Source organism: Arthrobacter sp. NPDC093139 (genome assembly GCF_044754165.1).
Taxonomy (GTDB): Bacteria; Actinomycetota; Actinomycetes; order Actinomycetales; family Micrococcaceae; genus Arthrobacter.
In genome coordinates this window covers 42,528-61,704 of sequence record NZ_JBIVOO010000013.1, presented here as the reverse complement: position 1 = coordinate 61,704, position 19,177 = coordinate 42,528, and the positions used below count along the sequence as shown (strand labels likewise).

The 19,177-nt window shown below is 65.9% G+C and carries 18 protein-coding genes; 8 read left to right on the top strand and 10 right to left on the bottom strand.

Going from position 1 to position 19,177, the window contains the following annotated elements; translation table 11 throughout:
• The first annotated feature begins 103 nt into the window (after window positions 1–103).
• On the top strand, window positions 104–424 hold the full coding sequence (locus ACIP90_RS17490) for a hypothetical protein (RefSeq protein WP_400580831.1): 321 nt from the start codon (window positions 104–106) through the stop codon (window positions 422–424).
• Between the two features lie 133 nt (window positions 425–557).
• Here ACIP90_RS17490 and ACIP90_RS17485 read toward each other — a convergent pair whose 3' ends face one another.
• The 4 genes from ACIP90_RS17485 to ACIP90_RS17470 all read right to left on the bottom strand — a co-directional run bounded on the left by ACIP90_RS17485 (window position 558) and on the right by ACIP90_RS17470 (window position 4,816).
• The gene (locus ACIP90_RS17485) at window positions 558–2,348 is read right to left on the bottom strand and encodes a DUF222 domain-containing protein (RefSeq protein WP_400580830.1); all 1,791 of its coding nucleotides are present in this window, start codon (window positions 2,346–2,348) and stop codon (window positions 558–560) included.
• Window positions 2,349–2,437: 89 nt separating this feature from the next.
• Entirely contained in the window at window positions 2,438–2,860 is a 423-nt protein-coding gene (locus ACIP90_RS17480; RefSeq protein ID WP_400580829.1) for a DUF1622 domain-containing protein, read from the bottom strand.
• A gap of 106 nt (window positions 2,861–2,966) precedes the next feature.
• A complete protein-coding gene (locus ACIP90_RS17475) occupies window positions 2,967–3,827 on the bottom strand; it encodes an SDR family oxidoreductase (protein WP_400580828.1) in 861 nt (286 codons plus the stop codon).
• A 74-nt stretch (window positions 3,828–3,901) separates the two neighbouring features.
• Window positions 3,902–4,816 (bottom strand): MSMEG_6728 family protein, encoded by a 915-nt coding sequence (locus ACIP90_RS17470; protein WP_400580827.1) that lies wholly within the window; start codon window positions 4,814–4,816, stop codon window positions 3,902–3,904.
• 269 nt (window positions 4,817–5,085) lie between these two features.
• Here ACIP90_RS17470 and ACIP90_RS17465 point away from each other — a divergent pair, with 269 nt between their 5' ends.
• Window positions 5,086–5,613, top strand: coding sequence for a hypothetical protein (locus ACIP90_RS17465; protein WP_400580887.1), 528 nt, complete (start codon window positions 5,086–5,088; stop codon window positions 5,611–5,613).
• Between the two features lie 309 nt (window positions 5,614–5,922).
• Here ACIP90_RS17465 and ACIP90_RS17460 read toward each other — a convergent pair whose 3' ends face one another.
• Together ACIP90_RS17460 and ACIP90_RS17455 are read right to left on the bottom strand one after the other, a co-directional pair.
• Window positions 5,923–6,621 carry a transglycosylase family protein gene (locus tag ACIP90_RS17460; protein WP_400580826.1) on the bottom strand — a complete coding sequence of 233 codons (699 nt, stop codon included), beginning with the start codon at window positions 6,619–6,621 and terminating at the stop codon, window positions 5,923–5,925.
• Between the two features lie 260 nt (window positions 6,622–6,881).
• Window positions 6,882–9,515 (bottom strand): ABC transporter, encoded by a 2,634-nt coding sequence (locus ACIP90_RS17455; protein ID WP_400580886.1) that lies wholly within the window; start codon window positions 9,513–9,515, stop codon window positions 6,882–6,884.
• Between the two features lie 189 nt (window positions 9,516–9,704).
• Here ACIP90_RS17455 and ACIP90_RS17450 point away from each other — a divergent pair, with 189 nt between their 5' ends.
• A complete protein-coding gene (locus ACIP90_RS17450) occupies window positions 9,705–10,667 on the top strand; it encodes an adenosine deaminase (RefSeq protein WP_400580885.1) in 963 nt (320 codons plus the stop codon).
• A 264-nt stretch (window positions 10,668–10,931) separates the two neighbouring features.
• The gene (locus tag ACIP90_RS17445) at window positions 10,932–11,594 is read left to right on the top strand and encodes a hypothetical protein (RefSeq protein WP_400580825.1); all 663 of its coding nucleotides are present in this window, start codon (window positions 10,932–10,934) and stop codon (window positions 11,592–11,594) included.
• 79 nt (window positions 11,595–11,673) lie between these two features.
• Here the strand turns inward: ACIP90_RS17445 and ACIP90_RS17440 are convergent, their stop codons facing one another.
• Together ACIP90_RS17440 and ACIP90_RS17435 are read right to left on the bottom strand one after the other, a co-directional pair.
• Entirely contained in the window at window positions 11,674–12,279 is a 606-nt protein-coding gene (locus ACIP90_RS17440) for a hypothetical protein (protein ID WP_400580824.1), read from the bottom strand.
• A gap of 150 nt (window positions 12,280–12,429) precedes the next feature.
• Window positions 12,430–12,624 carry a hypothetical protein gene (locus ACIP90_RS17435; protein WP_400580823.1) on the bottom strand — a complete coding sequence of 65 codons (195 nt, stop codon included), beginning with the start codon at window positions 12,622–12,624 and terminating at the stop codon, window positions 12,430–12,432.
• Window positions 12,625–12,726: 102 nt separating this feature from the next.
• Between ACIP90_RS17435 and ACIP90_RS17430 the strand changes: the two genes are divergently transcribed.
• Window positions 12,727–15,024: an FdhF/YdeP family oxidoreductase gene (locus tag ACIP90_RS17430; RefSeq protein ID WP_400580822.1), complete on the top strand. Its 2,298-nt coding sequence runs from the start codon at window positions 12,727–12,729 to the stop codon at window positions 15,022–15,024.
• A gap of 204 nt (window positions 15,025–15,228) precedes the next feature.
• On the opposite strand, the gene ACIP90_RS17425 is transcribed toward ACIP90_RS17430, so the two are convergent.
• A complete protein-coding gene (locus tag ACIP90_RS17425) occupies window positions 15,229–16,122 on the bottom strand; it encodes a glucose 1-dehydrogenase (protein WP_400580821.1) in 894 nt (297 codons plus the stop codon).
• 87 nt (window positions 16,123–16,209) lie between these two features.
• Complete coding sequence (locus ACIP90_RS17420) at window positions 16,210–16,515, bottom strand: hypothetical protein (protein WP_400580820.1); 306 nt, start codon at window positions 16,513–16,515, stop codon at window positions 16,210–16,212.
• A gap of 266 nt (window positions 16,516–16,781) precedes the next feature.
• Between ACIP90_RS17420 and ACIP90_RS17415 the strand changes: the two genes are divergently transcribed.
• The 3 genes from ACIP90_RS17415 to ACIP90_RS17405 all read left to right on the top strand — a co-directional run bounded on the left by ACIP90_RS17415 (window position 16,782) and on the right by ACIP90_RS17405 (window position 19,135).
• Window positions 16,782–17,645 (top strand): glycosidase, encoded by an 864-nt coding sequence (locus tag ACIP90_RS17415; protein ID WP_400580819.1) that lies wholly within the window; start codon window positions 16,782–16,784, stop codon window positions 17,643–17,645.
• A 217-nt stretch (window positions 17,646–17,862) separates the two neighbouring features.
• Window positions 17,863–18,624 carry a hypothetical protein gene (locus tag ACIP90_RS17410; protein WP_400580818.1) on the top strand — a complete coding sequence of 254 codons (762 nt, stop codon included), beginning with the start codon at window positions 17,863–17,865 and terminating at the stop codon, window positions 18,622–18,624.
• 208 nt (window positions 18,625–18,832) lie between these two features.
• Window positions 18,833–19,135, top strand: a complete 303-nt coding sequence (locus ACIP90_RS17405; RefSeq protein WP_400580817.1) for an acylphosphatase — start codon at window positions 18,833–18,835, stop codon at window positions 19,133–19,135.
• Window positions 19,136–19,177: the final 42 nt, after the last annotated feature.

Here is a 19,177-nt window from a genome sequence, read left to right as displayed (position 1 = left end):
TATCCGGACTCTCTCGCAGGCCTTCCGGCTCCGGTGCGGGTTCTTTGGTTGCCTTCGGCACGTCGGGGTTTCCGGTATCCGGGGTTTCTGAAAGGCTGGGACCATGACTTACTTCCTGGAATATACGGTTCCTGCTGGCCCTGACGACGCCGAATTCGAGTTCCCTCACGACGAGATCCAGACGGGGACAACCATCCCGCTCTCGGAGACGGACGCCGAAATAGTGCACGCGCCCGAGCTTTCTGCACGGACCGGCATCATCGGTGCAACGGTCCCGGAAGCCAAGCTCGAAGCCGAGCAGCTCATCATCCACAGCCGGGCCACGGAGGCTTCTCTTTATGAGGATCCGTCCAACTCGCTCCAGTCGGGCATCGGTACGCTGATTGCCACTTTCGTGGAAGGTCGCGGCTGGCAGGACGCCTAGGCAGCAGCACAAACACAAGACACCGGACGCCCGGACTCCCTGAGGGTCCGGGCGTCCTGCTGTTGGTGGAGCGCTGCAGCGCGGCTCGCCGACGTTGCAGCCTGCGCATTCGCGTAGACCCCGAGCGCTCATCTCATGTCCGGTGGTGGTGGTTGCGGCGGGGTTTTTGGTGGGGGTCGATGTGGGGCGGGGGGATGAACCAGGGGACACCCCTTCGGACCTGGATCTGCCAGTGCTCTTTGTGGATCAGGTGGTGGTGATGGGTGCAGAGGAGGACGCCGTTGTCGGTGTTGGTGGGACCGCCGTGTGACCAGTAGGTGGTGTGGTGGGCTTCGCACCAGGGGGCGGGGATGGTGCAGTTGGGGAAGGCGCAGCCTTGGTCGCGGGCGGTGAGGGCTTTGCGGATGTGGGGCGGGAAGATGCGGGTGGCGCGGCCGATGTCGAGGATGCGGCCTTCGGTGCCGAGGAGGATGGGGATGATGTCGGCGTCGCAGGCGATTTTGCGGATGGTGGCGGCGGTGACGGGTCCCGTGAAGGTGAACGTCCCGGTGCCTGTGCCCGGTCCGGTGGCTGCGCGGGAGTCGGTGGGTTGGTTTGTTGGCGTGGTGTGGGGGTAGCGGGGGCCGTTGGTGGCGGCGGTTTCGAGGCGGTTCAGGAGGTCTTGGTGGTTGATGGTGACCATGACCTGGGGGCGGAGGCCTCCGGTGGCGGGCAGGGTGTTGGTGGCGAGGGCGGTTTTGCAAGCGCCGACGAGGCCGTCGAGGAGTTGCTGGGGGCGGGTGCGTCGTTCCAGGTGGGCGTCGTTGGCGGCGGTTTCGGCTGCGTCTCCGAACCCTGGCCCGGTGTGTACGCCGGGTTCTGCATACCTGTCAGCTGTTCCGTCGTTGCCTGAAGCTTCCCGCGGGCTTGTTTGTGCGTTGGTGCCGGTGCGGGGATTGGTGGCGGTGTTCATGACGGTAAGGAGGTGTTCGTATTGGTCGGTGGTGGCGAAGATTTCGAGGTGGTGCAGGCCGCGGCGGGGGCGGCGGAGGAAGGCGCCTTGGCGGTGGCGGAGTTCTTCTTCGGTGGGTTCGGTGCCGTCCTGGTCGATGGCGTCGGTCCAGCGGTGGGCGATGCGGGCCAGGAAGTCGTGGTCGTTCTCTATCGCGGTGCGAACCAGGATGGTTTCCATATGGTCCAGGACGGCGGGTTGGGCGATGGGGCGGGCTTTGTCCAGGGCGGTGGTGATGATGGTGCCGGCGCGGGAGGCGATGGTCCCGGCGGCCAGGACCGTGGCGGTGTGTTCGCAGGCCGGGGGCAGGGGCGTTCCGCCGATGCCGGTGCGGGGCAGGACGGAGCAGGCGAGGGCGAGGCGGCGGCGGGCTTCGCCGATGCTGATCCTTAGCCGGATCCGAAGGAATTCCGCGGCGTTCCGACACCCGTCATCGGCCGGATCCACCGCCCCCGGCACGGCTGCTGCGCTAGGGAGAGCGGAAGCCGCTGCCGCGGGTTCGGTACCGGGTTCGGCGCCCCAGCCGGTGGTCCAGCCCGCGGCTTTGCTGACCGGGCCGGCGGTATTGATCGCAGCCGTGTTTATCGCTGCGGTCCGGGTCCGCTCGACCGCGGCGGCCGCGAGCAGCTGCAGGTGCTCGACCCGGCGGGACAGCTCCTCCGCCAGGTCGGCGAAGTCCGCAGCCTCCCCGAAACCGGCCATTCCCAGTTCCTTGGGTGCGGACTCCACCGCCGCTTCCGCCAGCGCGAGGCAGGCCTGCAGGCTAACCGAAGCACCGCCGTCGGACACCATGCGGTCCACACGCCCGTCATGTGGCATGGAAGCGGGAACGCTGCGGAGCTGGCGGCTCCGCAGCAGGGAAACCGCGCTGAAGCCGGACGTTACCGTCCGTCCTGCGGTGTGATCCGCTGCGTTGTCCCCCATGGCTTCCATGGGAAAACTTTGTCAGAGGGGTGTGACATTTTTAGTGCGGCAGGAAAACCCGGAGGGAAGGAGGAATCGGGATGGAAACCGGAGCCTGCTTACGTCTCGGGGACTGTGGAGTCGCGGTTCACGGAGCCGCCCTCTGGACCGGAGCGGGACTGTGACGGTTCTTTCTGCCAAGGCCAGTGACCAGTGATTTCCAGTTCCAGTGAGAAACTCAGGAACGTACGGATGAGCACGATGAGCGCCAGCACGCCGACGCTTTCATAGGTCGGCGCCACGGCTACGGTGCGGATGATGTCTGCCGCCACGAGGAGTTCCAGCCCGAGCAGAATGGAGCGGCCGAGCAGCTGGCGGTAGGCGCGGTAAACGGACATCCGCTCGGCGTCCGCGGGCAGGCGGCGGGGCTGGTAGCCGCGCAATGCCATGGGGATCGAGACGACGGCGCCGATCACCATCACGGCCACACCCGCGAAGTCAACCAACTTGCCGACTGCTTCAATGATGTGCTGAAAATCCACCGCCGTCCCCCCGTCGAATGTCTTGGTCGTGTCCGTCCGCGCTTACAGTTGCGGTTGTCCCCGCTCGGCCCTGGCTGCCGGCTGGCGCCTGCCGCCTGAAAACAGCCTACGGGTGGCGCACACCAACGCCCGCCAGGATCGCGCGATAGCCCTCGCGGAACGTCGGATAGACAAAGGAGTAGCCCGTACCGCGCAGCAGTTTGTTGCTGCACCGCTTGTTGCCGCCGCGCCCGTCGCCGACAATGCCCGACGGCGGATCCTGCAGCCCCAGCTCTGACGCCAGGAAACGCAGTACGTCGCCGAGTTCGGCTGGGTCGTCGTCCACGCCCACGTAGAAGGGAGAAGGTGCGTCGTCTATGGTGCACAACTGAACGATGGCGCCGGCCGCATCGTCCCGGTGGATGCGGTTTGTATAGCGTGGTGCATCGGGGACCACGGCCGTGCCGTTGCGGACCTGGTCGATCAGCCTGGTGCGCCCCGGGCCGTAGATGCCTCCGAGACGGAGAACCACTCCGGCTGTTGGCGTTTCGCGCAGGCGCTCATGGAGCAGATCCTCTGCCTCGCGGATGATGCGGCCGGAGAAACTGCCCGGCACCGGCGTCGTGCTTTCGTCGATCCAACCGCCGCCCGCGTCGCCGTAGACAGCGGTCGAGGAGACGAACAGAATGCGGCGCGGCGTCACGCCGTCACGTTCGAGGGCGTCCAGAACGTGGGAGAGTCCGTCCACATACGCGGTGCGATACGCCTCCTCGGTGGGCGAATCAGCGGCAACAGCCACGACGACGGCGGTGGTGTCTGCCGGGACCGGTGGAAGTTCGGGGGAGCTCAGGTCAGCCGCGACTCCTTCGATCAGTGCCGGGAGTTTCCCCGGCGACCGCCGCCAGCCCACAACGCGGTGCCCGTCTGCGGCGAACCGCAGACCGGCTTCGGTGCCCAGATCGCCGCAGCCGGCCACAAGGATAGTCATACCTCCAGTCTGCCAGTCCATCCGCGGTTGCCGTGAACTGGCAGGCCTCCTCGGACATCAGTCAGGCTGCCGGCTTAGAGCGCAGGGACCGGGAAGAACACCCGCGGGTCTTGCAACAGGGCCGGGTAGTCGAACGCGGATCGGTCAATAATCTCGGTGACTTTGAAGTTCCGGCCGAAGCGGCCGTCGTCGAGCGTGATGGGGCGCCCAAGCACCATGCCGACGGCGAACCTGCTGCCACCCTCGAGAGGAACGGCCACGGGGGACTTGCCGGGAAGCGTAGAGAAGGCGGCCTCTTGGCGCTGGCGTTTCCGCGACGGCTTTTTGACCTGCTGCTTGGGAGGCAACTTGCGGGCGACCTTCAGCGGCCGGCGGGAGCCTGACTCCGCGTAGACCGGCTGGTAATCGTCCTCCGGGTTCCCTGCAGTGACTGCGGCTGTACGGCCTACGGCCGGCAGCCCGACTTTGTCCAGGCGCTCCGGGTCGATGTCGCCCACGTGTTCGCGCAGGATCCACAGGACGTCGCCCTCCGGATCCTCGGGGAGGAACTCGTGGCGCGGCTCAGGCCATACATACTCAAGATCGGGTTCCGTATCCGGGAAAACCGGCGTGTAGAAGCGCGGGTCTTTCCTGATCAGGTTGGACCGGTGACTCAGGTGCAGCTCGGGGTCGCCCAGCCACGGCGGCATGGGAATCTTGGCTGCGTACGCGGGGTGGGCAGCCTGCGGGGCGAACTCCCGGATGTTGTCGCGGGTGTTGTCCGCGAAGCCGCGCTTTTCCCATTCATCGGCCATGGCCAGGCCATACATGGTCAGGGCGGGGACGTAGCCCATCCACATGCGGATGGCAGGATGCGACTGCCAGCCGTACTCCGGGATCACCAGCGCACGGAGTGTTTGCAGCGCCTCGACGCGCTGCTTGCCGAGCCTGGCAGGGTCCAGCACGGCGGCGCTTTGCTGGAAATCGGGATAGGGAAGGAAGGTCTGCATCCTTTCAGTCTGACGCCCCGTGCCTGATGTGCCAATTACGGTGTCACGGCCCACACGCGTTTCCCAAGCCATGCTCCCCGCAGCATGTTCACAATGTGGACCCATGCATACAGGCAGGGCCGTCAACCACTAAGATAGCCGAAACCCAAATAGCGTCCGGAAGCCTTCACATGACTCTTACCTCCCCTGCGCCGTTAGCAACCGCGGCCTCAGCACCTGAATCTCACCCGTCACAGGCGCCCCAGCCGTTCGTTCCGAAGTACGGCAAGATGCTTGGCCCCGAGGCGAACGGCATCCTGGTTCTGGACGAGTTCACGCTGGATCCGGCCGCCGCTCGCAAGGAGCAGCACCGCTTCCGTGCCGCACTTGCATCCGTCTCGTTGACCCTTCGCCGGCTGGTCGCTCTCCGTCTCGTGATCGCCATCGTGGCCATCGCCAATCTGCCGCTGTTCCTGATGTCGACGGGCTGGTGGATCTACGCTGTATCGCTGTCCGTGGTGATCGGAGTGCACTTGGCCGTGAACTGGCTGAACCGCCACGAGCCGCGCGTGAAGCAGCGCCACGAACTGGAACTCCACCGGCACCGTGAGCGCAGCACCAATTACCGCAAAGTCCGCGACGCGGTGAAGTTCGTCATTGACACGCCGTCCCGCATGAACGAGCACCTCTACCTCGAGCTGCTCCACGCCAAGCGCGTCGCCCTTCACCTGGCCTCAGGCACCGTTGCGCTGCTCGACACGAGCGACGACGCCGCATGGAAGGTCCGCATCGTCCGCGAACTGCCGACGGCCGCCTGAGCGCCGGCTCAAAAGTACACCCACTTAAAGACAGCGACGCCGGGACGTCCTCCGCGAAGGGGGCGTCCCGGCGTCGTACTGCTTAAGCGCCGCGTGGTAGGCGCGACGGCACTGATTACACGGCAACTGGTCGAGCCGGCAACAGGTGGACCGGTACTGGTTAACGGACGACGCCGGGAACCCACCTCGATCAGGTAACCCTGCCGTCGTACTGCTGTGAGGACAAGTTAAAGAACGACGCCGGCGCCCCGTAAACGGGGCGCCGGCGTTGCGCTACAGACAGCCAGATGCTGTCAGCTGGCCTGCTGACTAGGCGGGAAGCTGCAGAACCTGGCCAACAAACACCAGGTCGGGATCGGAGATCGAGTCGGCGTTGGCATCGGCAAGGCTCTGCCAGCCGCCCTTCACGCCAAGCTTTTCGGCGATCTTGCTCAAGGTGTCGCCGGCCTGAATCGTGTAGGTCTCGCCGCTCAGGGCGACGGGAGCCACGTGCTTGGCCTGGGTCTCCACGGGAGCCGGTGCCTGCACAGGGGTCTGGACCGGGACCTGGGTGGCTACCGGGGCCTGGGCAACGGGCGCAGCAGCCTGAACGGGAGCGGCCTGAACCGGCGCGCTCTGCGGCTGGATCTGCGGAGCAGGGGCGCCGCCGCCGCCGGTCAGGCCCAACTTGGCGGCGCAGGCGGGCCAGGCGCCCCAGCCCTGCGTGGCCTGGACCTTCTCGGCTACAGCGATCTGCTGGGCGCGGGAAGCGTTTTCAGGTGCACCCGTGCCGCCGAAGCCGGCCCAGGTCTGCGGGGTGAACTGCAGGCCGCCGGAGAAGCCGTTGCCGGTGTTGATGGCCCAGTTGCCGCCGCTCTCACACTGGGCAAGTGCGTCCCAGGTGGAGCCGCTGGTGGCGGTGGGGGTTGCGGCGTTGGCAGCGGTGGCGGAAAGAGCCAGGCCAGCAGCGGAAACGGCCACAAGAGTTGCGCCGCGGCGCGCGGCAGTAGTGAAAGTGGATTTCTTCATTGTGGGATGCTCCTGAGGCCACCCGCGCTCGGTCCGTCCCCGGACGTTGTCGCGCTACCACCCGCCCCTGACAAACTAGAGGTCATTTCGGTGTCCGCCGGCCGGGCAGTAATTGGTGGAGGCGGCACCGGGCATTCATGGGCCCGCTTGGCGCGGGCACGTGTTCAACGGTAAGGCAGGCGGGCTCCGTTATCAAATCGAGATAATTCTTGACCGTGCGGCCGCCAGAAGTGAGGCCGGGAAAATGCGCCCGGCCTCGCTCAGGATTTCAGGGCTGAAGCCAGATATGGCGCCGTGCGGCTGCCTTGTGCGCTCGCGACGGCGGCTGCCGTTCCGGCCGCGACGATCTCACCACCGGCGTCGCCTCCGCCCGGGCCCAGATCGATTACCCAGTCGGCGGCTGCCACGACGTCCATTTCGTGTTCCACGACGACGACGGTGTTCCCGGCATCGACCAGACGGTGGAGCTGCGCCATGAGTAGCTGGACATCCGCAGGGTGCAGTCCGGTGGTGGGTTCGTCCAGAACATAGAGCGTGTGTCCCCGGCTGGCCCGCTGCAGTTCGGTGGCGAGCTTGATGCGCTGCGCCTCGCCACCCGAGAGCTCGGTGGCCGGCTGGCCGAGCCGGAGGTAGCCCAAGCCGACCTCCCGCAAGGTCTGCAGGCTGCGAGCGGCGGCCGGAACGTCGTTCAGGAAGTCGGAGGCTGCATTCACCGTCATGCCCAAGACCTCCGCGACGTTCTTGCCGCGGTACGTCACCTCCAGGGTTTCGGGGTTGTAGCGGGAACCGTGGCATTCCGGGCAGGGGCCGTAGCTGCCGGGCAGGAACAGCAGTTCCACGGCCACGAACCCCTCGCCCTGGCAGGTTTCGCAGCGTCCGCCGGCAACGTTGAAGGAGAATCGTCCGGCGCCGAAACCGCGGGACTTGGCCTCGTCCGTCGCGGCGAACTCCCTGCGGACCGCGTCGAAGAGTCCGGTGTACGTGGCGAGGTTGGAGCGTGGTGTGCGGCCGATCGGTTTCTGGTCCACCTTCACCAGCCGGTCCACCTGGTCCAGGCCGGAGACCGGCCCCACCGTCAGCGGTCCTGTGAGCTCGGGCGCATCTTCACTCAGCGGGTCCGGCCGCCCCGCGCCGGAGTCCGGGCCGGAGCCGGTACCGGTGACGGCTGCAGCGCCGGAGCCCGCGCCGGCTGCGGCCGCGGTGTCCGGGTGCAGCCGGGCTCCGACCACCTCGGCGAGCACCTGGCTGACAAGGGTCGACTTGCCCGAGCCGGAGACCCCAGTAACGGCGGTCAGGACGCCCAGCGGGAAGTCGGCATCGAGTCCGCGCAGGTTGTGGCGGCTGATGCCGCGCAGTTCCAGCCAGCCTTCCGGCTCCCGGCCAGCCCCGCCGTCAGCAGTGCCCGCGCCATGGGGGCCGCCGTCGTCAGGGCCGCCGTCGACCCCCATCCCCAGCCCTGATCCGGCCCCCTCGAAACCGGTGCCGAACAGGAAGGGCCGGGTGACGGATTCCTCGACGTGGGCCAGGCCGGCCACGGGGCCGCTGTAAAGCACTTCGCCGCCGCCCTCGCCGGCACGCGGGCCCACATCCACCAGCCAGTCGGCACGGCGCACAACGTCCATGTTGTGCTCCACGACGAACACCGAGTTGCCGGAGGACTTGAGCTGATCGAGGACGGCAAGCAACGGTTCGGCGTCGGCAGGATGCAGTCCGGCAGAAGGTTCATCCAGAACGTAGATCACGCCGAACAGTCCGGAGCGCAGTTGAGTCGCGATGCGGAGCCGCTGCATTTCGCCGGGGGAGAGGGTTGGCGTAGAGCGTCCGAGCGCCAAGTAGCCGAGGCCGAGGTCCAGCAGCACCGTGATCCGCTGGAGCAAGTCACGCGTGATCGCGACCGCCACCTCATTGTTTTCGCCGGACGTCTGCGTGCGCGATGCGGTGGCTGACTCTGTCAGTTCAGCGGTGGGCCTGATGATTTCGGCGAGTTCGGCCATGGGCACGGCATTCAGGTCGGCAATCGTGTGCCCGGCAAAGGTCACGGCCTGCGCGTCCGGGGTCAGGCCGGTGCCGCCGCAGCGGGGACACGGCCCGGTTTCCATGTAGGCGAGGACCCGTTCGCGCATGGTGTTGCTCTTGGAATCGGCCAGAGTGTGCAGGACGTAGCTCCTTGCGCTCCAGAACCGTCCCTTGTACGGCTTGGCCACGCGGTCGCGCTGCGGCGTCACTTCCACGACGGGCTGTTCCTCGGTGAACAGGATCCAGTCGCGGTGTTTCTTGGGGAGCTTCCGCCAGGGCGTGTCAACGTCATAGCCGAGGTGCGTGAGGATGTCGCGCAGGTTCTTGCCCTGCCACGCTCCGGGCCACGCAGCGACGGCCCCGTCACGGATGCTGAGCGAGGTGTCCGGAACGAGGGAGGCTTCGCTGACGGTGTGGGCGATTCCCAGGCCGTGGCATTCGGGGCAGGCGCCGGCAGCCGTGTTGGGGGAGAAGGCATCCGAGTCCAGCTGGGCCGCCCCTGCCGGATACGTCCCGGCCCGGGAGAACAGCATGCGCAGGGAGTTCGAAAGGGTCGTGACGGTGCCCACTGTCGAACGGCTGCTGGGAGTGCCGCGGCGCTGCTGCAGGGCGACGGCGGGCGGCAGCCCGGTGATCATCTCCACCTTGGGGTTGTGCCCCTGCTGGATGAGGCGGCGGGCGTACGGCGCCACTGATTCGAAGTAGCGGCGCTGGGCTTCGGCATAAATGGTCCCGAACGCCAGTGAGGACTTGCCGGAGCCGGAAACCCCCGTGAAGGCGACAATGGCATCGCGGGGCACGTCCACATCCACATTGCGCAGGTTGTTTTCGCGGGCGCCGCGCACCCGGACAAAGCCGTCAGTCGGGTGGTCGGGCATGAGCTCTGCCGCCAGATCCGGCAGTGGAGCAGCGTGCTGGTCACTTCGCATCCAATCGACTCTAGCGGTGATGGCTGGCCCGGGGACTATTCTGGCGGTGTGAACACTTACGACGGCGCCGCCGAACCGGCCGATCAAGCCCCACTTTCCAGCGAACCGGACGTCCACGCAGCACCGCCGCTCCTCCCCGTGGCTGAGTTGCACCTGCACATTGAAGGGACCCTGGAACCTGAACTGATCTTCGCGCTCGCCGAGCGCAACGGCATTGAGCTTCCCTACGCAGATCTGGACGAGCTGCGGGCGCGGTACGAATTTACGGATCTGCAGTCGTTCCTGGACCTGTACTACGCCAATATGGCGGTGCTGCGGACGGAGGAGGACTTCGCGGACATGACCCGTGCCTACCTGCGCCGGGCGGCCGCGGCCGGGGTGCGGCACGCGGAAATCATGCTGGATCCCCAGGCCCACCTGTCCCGCGGGGTTTCGCTGGAGACCTGCGTCAACGGGGTGGCTTCCGTCCTCTCCTCATCGCACGAGGACTTCGGGATTTCCACCCTGCTGATCGCGGCCTTCCTGCGGGACCTGCCCGAGGAATCGGCGCTGGAGGTTCTCGAAGCCCTGTTGGCGATGAACGCGCCGATTGCCGGCATCGGACTGGATTCCGCGGAGGTGGGCCATCCGCCGGCCAAGTTCGAGCGGCTGTTTGCGCGGGCCGGCGAAGCAGGCCTGCGCAAGATCGCCCACGCAGGCGAGGAGGGGCCGCCGTCGTACATCATTGAAGCGCTCGACGTCCTGGGCGTGGAACGCGTCGACCACGGCATCCGGTGCATGGAGGACCCCGAGCTGGTGGAGCGGCTGGTGGAGGACCGCGTGCCGCTGACGGTCTGCCCGCTGTCCAACGTCCGGCTCCGGGCTGTGGACGTGCTGGCCCACCACCCCCTGCCGGCGATGCTTGCTGCCGGGCTGAACGTGTCCGTGAACTCGGATGATCCGGCATATTTCGGCGGTTATGTCGATGACAACTTTGCCCAGCTGGAGTCGGTGCTGGGGCTCTCTGAATTCGACCGCGTCCGGCTGGCTGCCAACTCGATCGGTTCCTCATTCGCCTCGGAGGAGCGCAAAGCGGAGCTGCTGGCGGAACTCTCGGGCTGAGGTCTCTGGAGGAGCGGACATGACCCGCACATGACGCCCTCAATGGAAGCGACCCGCAGTGAATTGGCCTCCCCGCGTCGGGCAATGTTACGTTTAGGTCACCGGTTGGCGGCACGCCCTTCAGAGCGTCCTGAATGCCGTCTTGTGTGGTAAGTCTCCAGGCGGCATTGCGAGGCGCGACCGGAGACCGTAACTGACATCGGCAGGACTTTGTCCCCCCATCGGACTGCCGTTTCCGCACTCCCCACCGAGGCTTTTATCACCATGCCTAGGAAAAATCTGCTGGCCATCAGCATGCTCTCGGTCCTACTCGCCACGCCGGCATGCAGTGCCGGGGCCGAAGCCCAAGACCTATCCTCACGATCATCGGGCCAGGCCAGCACCCGCGCGCAGGCCAATTCCGGTTCCACGTACACGGACATATCGTCGGGCGTAGGCGTTTCCCAGAGGGCGGCAGCAGAGAAGGCCAAGATCGCCGCCAAGGCTAAGGAAGCTGCGGCGAAGAAGGCTAAGGTTGACGCGGCCGGAAAGGGCGCCCCGGCGGAGAAGGCCAAGGCTGCCGCAGTCAAGAAGCAAGCGGCGGCGGAGAAGGCCAAAGCCGCCGCAGCCAAGCAGAAAGCCGCAGCTAAGCAGAAAGCCGCAGCCAAGAAGGCAGCTGGGGAGGCTGCGGCCGGGAAGCCGGGAGCCGGCAAGGCGCCCGTGACGGTTCCGAAGCCTCCGCTGGTAACCCCCAAAGTTCCGAAGCTGCCGGGTGTAACCCCTACGGTTCCCAAGCTGGGGGAGGTAACGCCTACGGTTCCCGATCTGCGGGAGGTAACGCCTACGGTTCCCGATCTGCGGGAGGTAACGCCTACGGTTCCCGATCTGCGGGAGGTAACGCCTACGGTTCCCAGCTCCGTTCTGGCAGGCCTGTTCCGCATTTCTTGAGCGCCGAATATCCATGACGGCCAACTCGATCGGTTCCTCATTCGCCTTGGAGCAGCGCAAGGCGGAGCTGCTCCCGGAACTATCGGGCTGAGGGCAGCCGGTGCGGCGTTCCGCGCCAGATCCACCAGCCAAGGGCGGCCATGGCGAGCCCGATCGGGATTCCGTAGGGCGGCAGGCCCGCGTTGAAGCCCAGGACGCCTGCCACGATGAACGCAATGCCTGCCCACGCCGGGAACATGCGCGCCCGCCAGCCTGCGATGCCGAAAACTATCCAGCCAAGGGCGAACAGCACGTAGCTGGACAGGCCGCCGAGCGCCAGCATCCCGGACCCGCCCGCGAGAATCGCGCCGGGCGCGACGTCCGCAATCCAGGGGCCAGCGAACCCGTCGAACCACATGTTGCCGGCCATGTCCAGGGTGCCGACGAGCGCGAAGCAGAAGCCGACGGCGCCGAGGCCGCCGGTGCGCGCGGCATAGCGGAGGTAGACGGATACGAGGGCGAGGACGAGCCCGACGAAGACCACCCAGTACAGCACGTTGGCCACCACGAACGGAGTCTGGCGCATCATCTCGATCCGGTCCAGGCTGCGGTCGGCGGTGAGAAGACGTGCTACGTCCACGGCAGCGAAAGCGAGCCCGGCCACCAGGGCGATCGGGCCGGCGGCTGAAGAGAGTGGTGAGGACATCTTTCCTCCTTGGCGTTGGGCACCCTCACATGGCGCGCATCTTGCGGGAAAAGCGCCCGTCGGCGGTGGCAGAGCGCGGTGCGTTGCGCCAAGCTGTGCGATCGAAGAAGACGGTAGCCAGTACCGCTGCCAGCACCACCGGGAAATAGATCAGTTCCGCGCGGCCGCGGCCGCACCGGTGAAGCCGAAGGAACCGACGGTGAAGGAGCCCTGGCTGTTGTGGAACAGGTGTTGGAACGACGCATGGCGGCTCCAAACGAACAGTGCGTGGTGCTCCATTCTCTGCCCGTGCTGGGCCGCGGCGCCAGCGGTGTGGCGGGCTGGCGGCAGAATGCTTGCAGCCACCTCCCATACCTGCTAGTCCTGTGACAGGGGCACCACGAAGGTGTAGTGCCGGGCCCTAAGCAGCAGGACCCAGACTAATGAGCGAGTCGAGGAGAGTGCAGCATGCCGCGCAAGAACCCGCGGGTGGAAGAGGCTGACGAAAAAGACCTTGAGGTGGGCAAGCCGAAGGACTGGGCAGCGGGCATTCCCGGCGTCCTACACTCCATCCAGCCTGCACTGAAGCACATGGGTGTGGGCCGGACCGAGAAAACGCTTCTGGCACTGAACCAGAAGGACGGCTTTGATTGCATGAGCTGTGCCTGGCCGGACCCCGGGCACCGGAAGACGTTCGAGTTTTGTGAGAACGGAGCCAAGGCGGTCACCTGGGAAGCCACGCCGGTGGTGGTGGCCTCGGAATTCTGGGCGGAGCACCCGGTTAGCGAACTGCGGCAAAAGCCCGAGTACTGGCTGGGGATGCAGGGCCGCCTCACGGAACCGGTCTACAAGCCGGCGGGGGAGGACCACTACCGGCCGGTCAGCTGGGACGAGGCGTTCAGGATTCTCGGCGACAGGCTGAAGGGGTTGGCGAGCCCGGATGAGGCGGCCTTTTACACGAGCGGCCGGACGTCCAATGAAGCCGCCTTCATCTACCAGCTGTTCGTGCGGGCGTTCGGCACCAACAACCTGCCGGACTGCTCGAATATGTGCCACGAATCGTCGGGGTGGGCCATGGGGCAGACCATCGGCATCGGCAAGGCCACGATCTCCTACGACGATTTCGCCAAGGCGCAGCTGATCATCATCATGGGCCAGAATCCGGGCACCAACCATCCGCGGATGCTCACCGCGCTGGAGGAAGCCAAGGAAGCCGGGTGCACGATCGCGGCGGTTAATCCGCTTCCGGAGGCCGGACTCATGCGGTACAAGAATCCGCAGAAGGTCAAGGGAATCATCGGGCACGGCACGGACTTGGCGGACCAGTACCTGCAGATTCGCGTCGGCGGGGACATGGCCCTGCTGCAAGCCATCTCCAAGCGGGTCTTCGAAGCCGAGGCCAAGAACCCCGGAACAGTGCTGGACCACGAGTTCCTGGAGGCACACTGCCAGGGGCTGGAGGAATTGAAGGCGCATTTGGCGGAGCTAGACGAGGAAACCGTCCTCGAAGCAACGGGTCTGCGCAGTGATGAGATCGACGAACTGGCTGCCCGCTATTTGAAGGCGGACAGGGTCATCATCACCTGGGCCATGGGCATCACCCAGCACAAAAAAGCTGTCGCCACCATCAAGGAGATCATCAACCTGCTGTTGCTGCGGGGCAATATCGGCAAACCGGGCGCCGGCGCCTCGCCCATCCGCGGCCACAGCAACGTCCAGGGGGACCGCACCATGGGCATTTGGGAGCAGATGCCCCCGGCCTTCCTTGACGCCCTCGGCAGGGAGTTCGACTTCGATCCGCCACGCGAGCCCGGCGCGGACGCCGTGCAGACCATTGAAAAAATGCGCGACGGCGGGATCAGGGTTTTCGTGGCACTGGGAGGAAACCTTGTAGGCGCCATCTCAGACACCCACGCCGCCGCGGCAGCTATGGAAAATACGGACCTTACCGTGCAGATCTCCACCAAGCTCAACCGCTCACACACCGTGACAGGCAAGGAGGCACTCATCCTGCCCACCATGGGGCGGACGGAGATCGACATGCAGGCCTCGGGGCCGCAATTCGTGTCCGTGGAAGACACTGTCTGCGCCGTGCACGCCTCCGAGGGCAAGGTGAAGCCGGTGGCGCCGGACCTGCTGTCCGAAGTGGCCATCGTGTGCCGCCTCGCACGGGAAACGGTGGCCGGAAAGACGAGTGCTGACTGGGAAGGCTTCGAAAAGAACTACGACCTCATCCGCGACCACATCTCCCATGTGGTGGCCGGATGCGAAAACTATAACGACAAGATCCGGCAGAAGGGCGGCTTCGTCCTCCCGAACGGCCCGCGGGACTCGCGCACCTTCCCCACGCCAACGGGCAAGGCCATGCTGACGGTCAACCGGCTGGAACACGTGGAGCGGCCGGAGGGAACCCTGATCCTGCAGTCCGTGCGCTCCCACGACCAGTTCAACACGACCATTTACGGCTACAACGACCGGTACCGCGGCATCAAGAAGGGCCGGGACGTGGTCTTCGTCAGCCCCGAGGACATCGCGGAACTGGGCCTCAGCGACGGCCAGTTCGTCGACCTTCACGGCGTCTATGAGGACAACGTGGAGCGGGTGATGCGTAAACTGCGCGTGGTCTCCTACCCCACGGCCCCGGGCTGCGCCGCCACGTACTATCCCGAAGCCAACGTGCTGGTTCCGCTCGGCAGCGTGGCGGAGGGCAGCAACACGCCGGCGTCGAAAGCTGTGATTGTGAGGCTGGAGCCCAGCACGGCGTGAAACGGGCGCTCCGGGCGCTCCGGGCGCTCGGGAGGCGCGCATTTTTGCTCCACTTTGGCATGGCCGGGCCGCCGCCGGAACTGCTGCTTCGGCATGTTGGCGGCGTCTGCGGGCGGTCCGGCGGCTGCGCCGCGGCTCAAAGTGGTGCAGAAATGCGGAGTGGTGCAGAAACGGGCTGCACAAACGGTACCGGTTCGTGTATTGCTATGGTGTCGGGCTGCCGCCGTTGACGTTCAGCGTTTCCCCCACGACGAAGCTCGACTCGGCTGAAGCCAGGAACACGTACGCCGGTGCCAGTTCCGCGGGCTGCCCGGCCCGGCCCAGCGGTGTGCTCTTGCCGAACTCGGGGAGGGCTTCCTTGGGCTGGCCGCTGCTGACCTGCAGTGGCGTCCAAATCGGCCCGGGCGCCACGGCATTGACCCGGATTCCCTTGGGCGCCAGTTGCTGGGCGAGCCCCTTCGTGAAGTTGTTGATGCTGGCCTTTGTCGTGGCGTAATCCAGCAGGGTGGGAGACGGGTTGTACGCCTGGACCGACGTCGTATTGATGATGGTGGAACCAGCCGGCAGATGCGGCACCGCGGCCTTGGTCAGCCAAAACATGGCGTAGACGTTGGTCTTCAGGGTGTGGTCGAACTGTTCGTCGCTGATTTCCCCGATGTCCTCCTGGGCTACCTGCTTGCCCGCGTTGTTCACCAGGATGTCCAGGCCACCCAGCTCGCGGAGGGCTGTGTCCACAAGCTCGCGGCAGGTGTCCGAGTCCTTGAGGTCGCCCGGAACCTTCACGGCCTTGCGGCCGGCTTTCTCGATGAGATTGGCGATCCTGGCTGCGTCCTCTTCCTCTTCGGGAAGGTAGGACATGACGACGTCGGCTCCCTCACGTGCGAACGCGATCGCCGTGGCGGCGCCGATCCCCGAGTCTGCTCCGGTGACGATGGCTTTGCGCCCGTCGAGCCGGCCGGTCCCGCGGTAGCTGTCCTCGCCCAGGTCAGCCTTGGGGGTCAGCTTCGCGTCGAGGCCCGGTTCGGGCTGGTGCTGCTTTGGCGGCTCGATGTGCTCGTAGGCCGTGACGGGATTCTTGAAGGTGTACTGATCGGTCATGGTGCTCCTCCTGATAATCGGGGTTGAACACGGACAGGGTCACAGTGCTGCTGTTCGGTTGTTAGTCCTCGGTTTGCGGATGCCGGGCTACTGCTCGGCGCCGCCGTGGAGTCCGTCGTCGCTGCTGTCGCCCGAGGCTGCCTCGCCGGTGTCATCGGAGAGGTCCATATTTCCGCGGGCTTCGGCCATGGTTGGCCCGCCGGACGGGACGTCGTAGCGCTCGGGCCGGATGCCGTGGGACTGCTCCTCGATGAGTGCCTGTTCTTCGCTGAAGCGGATGGCGTTGGCGTCGTCACCGGCGTCGCCGGGAGTGTCGTCACGGAGCTTTGAAGGGTCCGGAACTATGAAGCCCTCGTCCTGGACATTCTGCTCACTCGGGTTCTGTTCACTCATCGGTTCATCCTTTCCAGTACGTGCGGGCGCCCTTGGTTCTCGGCGTGATTCCCGGGCGCATATGGTAAGCCTACTTTCTAGTATGGACGGCGGGAAATGCTGGTTCTCAAGTCAACTCCGCTGCTTGCATCTGGGACTCCAGGCTCACTTCCGGTGTAATCGTCGTCATAGTCAGCCACGACACGCAGTATTAACCGTTTCAAGTGGCCAGATTTAACCTCCACACGGCAAACTACTGAGGGAACAATCGCTCTAAAAGGGGAACCATGCGCAAGACTGCCGCAGAAAACACCAACTTCCGGCTTAAGGCCGTGCTGGACGTGCTGGCAGAGGGGGTGTTGACTGGTGAGTCTCAGAACGCCGGCGAGGTGCTGGCTGAGGCTCTCGTGCGGGTTCCGCTGAACGCCTACGAAGCAGAACTCCTCAGCGGAGGCATTCCGCGCGGCCACAAGTCGCTCACCACTGCCACGGCGAAGCTCGTCAAGGCGGGCTGGCTGGTCAAGGGCCGCTCCGGCTGGACCATCACCGAGGACGGCCTGAAGGCCACGGTCGCTTTCCCGGATCCCGCGGGCTTCGCGGCAGCGCTCGACGCCGGAACTCCCGTTCCTGCCGAGACGCCCCTTCCGGTCGCGGCCCCTGCCAAGCCGGTCGCCAAGAAGGCGCCTGCTGCCAAGGCTGAGAAAGCAGGATCCAAGGCGGAAAAGGCTCCGTCCAAGGCCGCGAAGGTTGTGGACAAGGCCGCAAAGCTGATCGAGGATGCCGTAGCCCCGGTGGTCGACGCGGTTCGTAGCAAAAAAGCGGATGCTGAAGCTCCCGCCGTCGAATCCGTACCGCAGCCGGAAGCGGTGGCCGTCGCGGGTGATTTCAACACGCTGCTGGGCGCCCCGGAGAACTGGGCCCCGCAGTACGACGAAGCCCAGATGGAGCTCGACGCCATCGACCAGCTGTGGAAGCTGACCGCCGACATCCCGGCCGGCTACTACACCTTCAAGATCGCGCTGAACCGCTCGTGGGACGAGAACTACGGCGCTTTCGGTGCGTTCGACGGCCCCAACCACGAACTGCACCACGACGGCGGCCAGCTCACCATCCGCTATGACCACCGCACCAGGGACATCACCGTCAACTAAGCGGTACCGGCTGCCATAAGCCGGTCATCCAGCTACGAAGCCCCGCTGCCGCCACCGCGGCAGCGGGGCTTCGCTGTCTCCTGTGTCGCTGGGAGCTGTTAGGGCGGCTGGGGCTGCAACGATTTGGATGCAATTCGAGCCCTCCCAAGGAATTCCCAAGGTCCGACGATGCACTATTAGTCCATCGTCTTTTCTTAACCTGCAGAGGGAGGGCTTGATGCGCCGATCAGCATCACCAGCAGTTACGGCAATCTCGGGAATGGTTATGGCACTGATGCTCGCGTCCTGCGGGTCGCCAGGCTCGGCCCCGGCAACCAGTTCGCCGGCAACCAGTTCCCCGGTCACCAGTTCGCCAACCACGAGTTCCCCGGCCGACGCCCCGACAGCTCCGGCCAGCGGCACGGCAACGGGATCGCCGGCCCCCGCCACTCCGGCTGAAGGCTGGAAGACCTTCACTGCGAAGGACGGGTCGCTTGCCTTCGACTATCCGGCCGACTGGACCATCAAGGATCCGGCCGGGCAGGTGCCCGCGGGAGGCGGCGTCTTCGTGGAAGTGGCCAAGGCCGACGGTAAGTCCATGGCCACCCTGCGCACCAACGTGGTCACCGGCGCTGAATGCACCAAGAAGCAGCCTTATGGAATGCTGGACTCCCAGCCCCTGCCCGCCCTTGCCCAGGCCGGAACGACGCCCCGGTTCACCTTCGAGTCCCGGACAGACCCCGAAGCAACAGACCCGATGAAGGCGACTGTCCTGGCCTACGGCATTACATCCTCGCCCGAACCCACCGGGCCGGAGGCGTGCCCCATCGCCCACTTCTTCACCTGGCCGCCCAGTGGGGCGATGTTCGGAGGCGTCTACAACCCCTTCGACACGTCGCCGGGAAACGAGCCGCACGTGGACACGCCCGAGGCCTACAAGGAGACGGCGGAGTACAAGAACATCCGCAGGATGATCACCTCCCTCCGCCCGGCAGGCTGACGGGTTCGCTGACTTCCCGGATCCCCGACCAAAGGACCCCTGACCCAACGGACTCCGACCCCGAGCCCCGACCATACGGACCGCCGCTGCCCCCTCGGGCGACGGCGGTCCGCTCTGGTGATGGCGGCCCGACGGTGTGCACCGGGCCTGCGTGTCCGCTCTTTTCCGAGTCTGTCGGGGCACTCGGACCCGGCGCTACATTGGACTCATGACTGACGTGAATGCCGCCGAAGCCGACAGCGTACGCCTCACAGCCCGCGTGACCGGTGCCGTCCAAGGAGTCGGTTTCCGCTACTGGACGGCGCGGAAGGCCGACGAGTTGGGGATCACCGGCTCGGTAAGGAACGACGACGACGGGTCGGTCACCGTTGTGGCGGAGGGCCCACAGCCGGTGATTGTGGAGTTCCGGCGGTGGCTGGGGTCCGGTGAAGCGCCGGGTAGGGTGTCCCACGTTGACGAGAGGCTCTCGCCGGCCGAGGGCGAGTTCAGCAGCTTCGACGTCGTGGTCTGACGGCGGACGTTCATCCTCCGCCGTTCTCATCCTCCGCCGTTT

Excerpts from the sequence above, each read along its gene's own strand:
- ACIP90_RS17440 (WP_400580824.1), bottom strand. The coding sequence starts at position 12,279 with ATGTCCTCACCACTCTCTTCAGCCGCCGGCCCGATCGCCCTGGTGGCC.
- ACIP90_RS17420 (WP_400580820.1), bottom strand. The coding sequence starts at position 16,515 with ATGAGTGAACAGAACCCGAGTGAGCAGAATGTCCAGGACGAGGGCTTC.
- ACIP90_RS17485 (WP_400580830.1), bottom strand. The coding sequence starts at position 2,348 with ATGGAAGCCATGGGGGACAACGCAGCGGATCACACCGCAGGACGGACG.
- ACIP90_RS17490 (WP_400580831.1), top strand. The coding sequence starts at position 104 with ATGACTTACTTCCTGGAATATACGGTTCCTGCTGGCCCTGACGACGCC.
- ACIP90_RS17405 (WP_400580817.1), top strand. The coding sequence starts at position 18,833 with ATGACTGACGTGAATGCCGCCGAAGCCGACAGCGTACGCCTCACAGCC.
- ACIP90_RS17455 (WP_400580886.1), bottom strand. The coding sequence starts at position 9,515 with ATGCCCGACCACCCGACTGACGGCTTTGTCCGGGTGCGCGGCGCCCGC.
- ACIP90_RS17430 (WP_400580822.1), top strand. The coding sequence starts at position 12,727 with ATGCCGCGCAAGAACCCGCGGGTGGAAGAGGCTGACGAAAAAGACCTT.
- ACIP90_RS17425 (WP_400580821.1), bottom strand. The coding sequence starts at position 16,122 with ATGACCGATCAGTACACCTTCAAGAATCCCGTCACGGCCTACGAGCAC.
- ACIP90_RS17460 (WP_400580826.1), bottom strand. The coding sequence starts at position 6,621 with ATGAAGAAATCCACTTTCACTACTGCCGCGCGCCGCGGCGCAACTCTT.
- ACIP90_RS17445 (WP_400580825.1), top strand. The coding sequence starts at position 10,932 with ATGCCTAGGAAAAATCTGCTGGCCATCAGCATGCTCTCGGTCCTACTC.
- ACIP90_RS17475 (WP_400580828.1), bottom strand. The coding sequence starts at position 3,827 with ATGACTATCCTTGTGGCCGGCTGCGGCGATCTGGGCACCGAAGCCGGT.
- ACIP90_RS17465 (WP_400580887.1), top strand. The coding sequence starts at position 5,086 with ATGCTTGGCCCCGAGGCGAACGGCATCCTGGTTCTGGACGAGTTCACG.
- ACIP90_RS17470 (WP_400580827.1), bottom strand. The coding sequence starts at position 4,816 with ATGCAGACCTTCCTTCCCTATCCCGATTTCCAGCAAAGCGCCGCCGTG.
- ACIP90_RS17410 (WP_400580818.1), top strand. The coding sequence starts at position 17,863 with ATGCGCCGATCAGCATCACCAGCAGTTACGGCAATCTCGGGAATGGTT.
- ACIP90_RS17415 (WP_400580819.1), top strand. The coding sequence starts at position 16,782 with ATGCGCAAGACTGCCGCAGAAAACACCAACTTCCGGCTTAAGGCCGTG.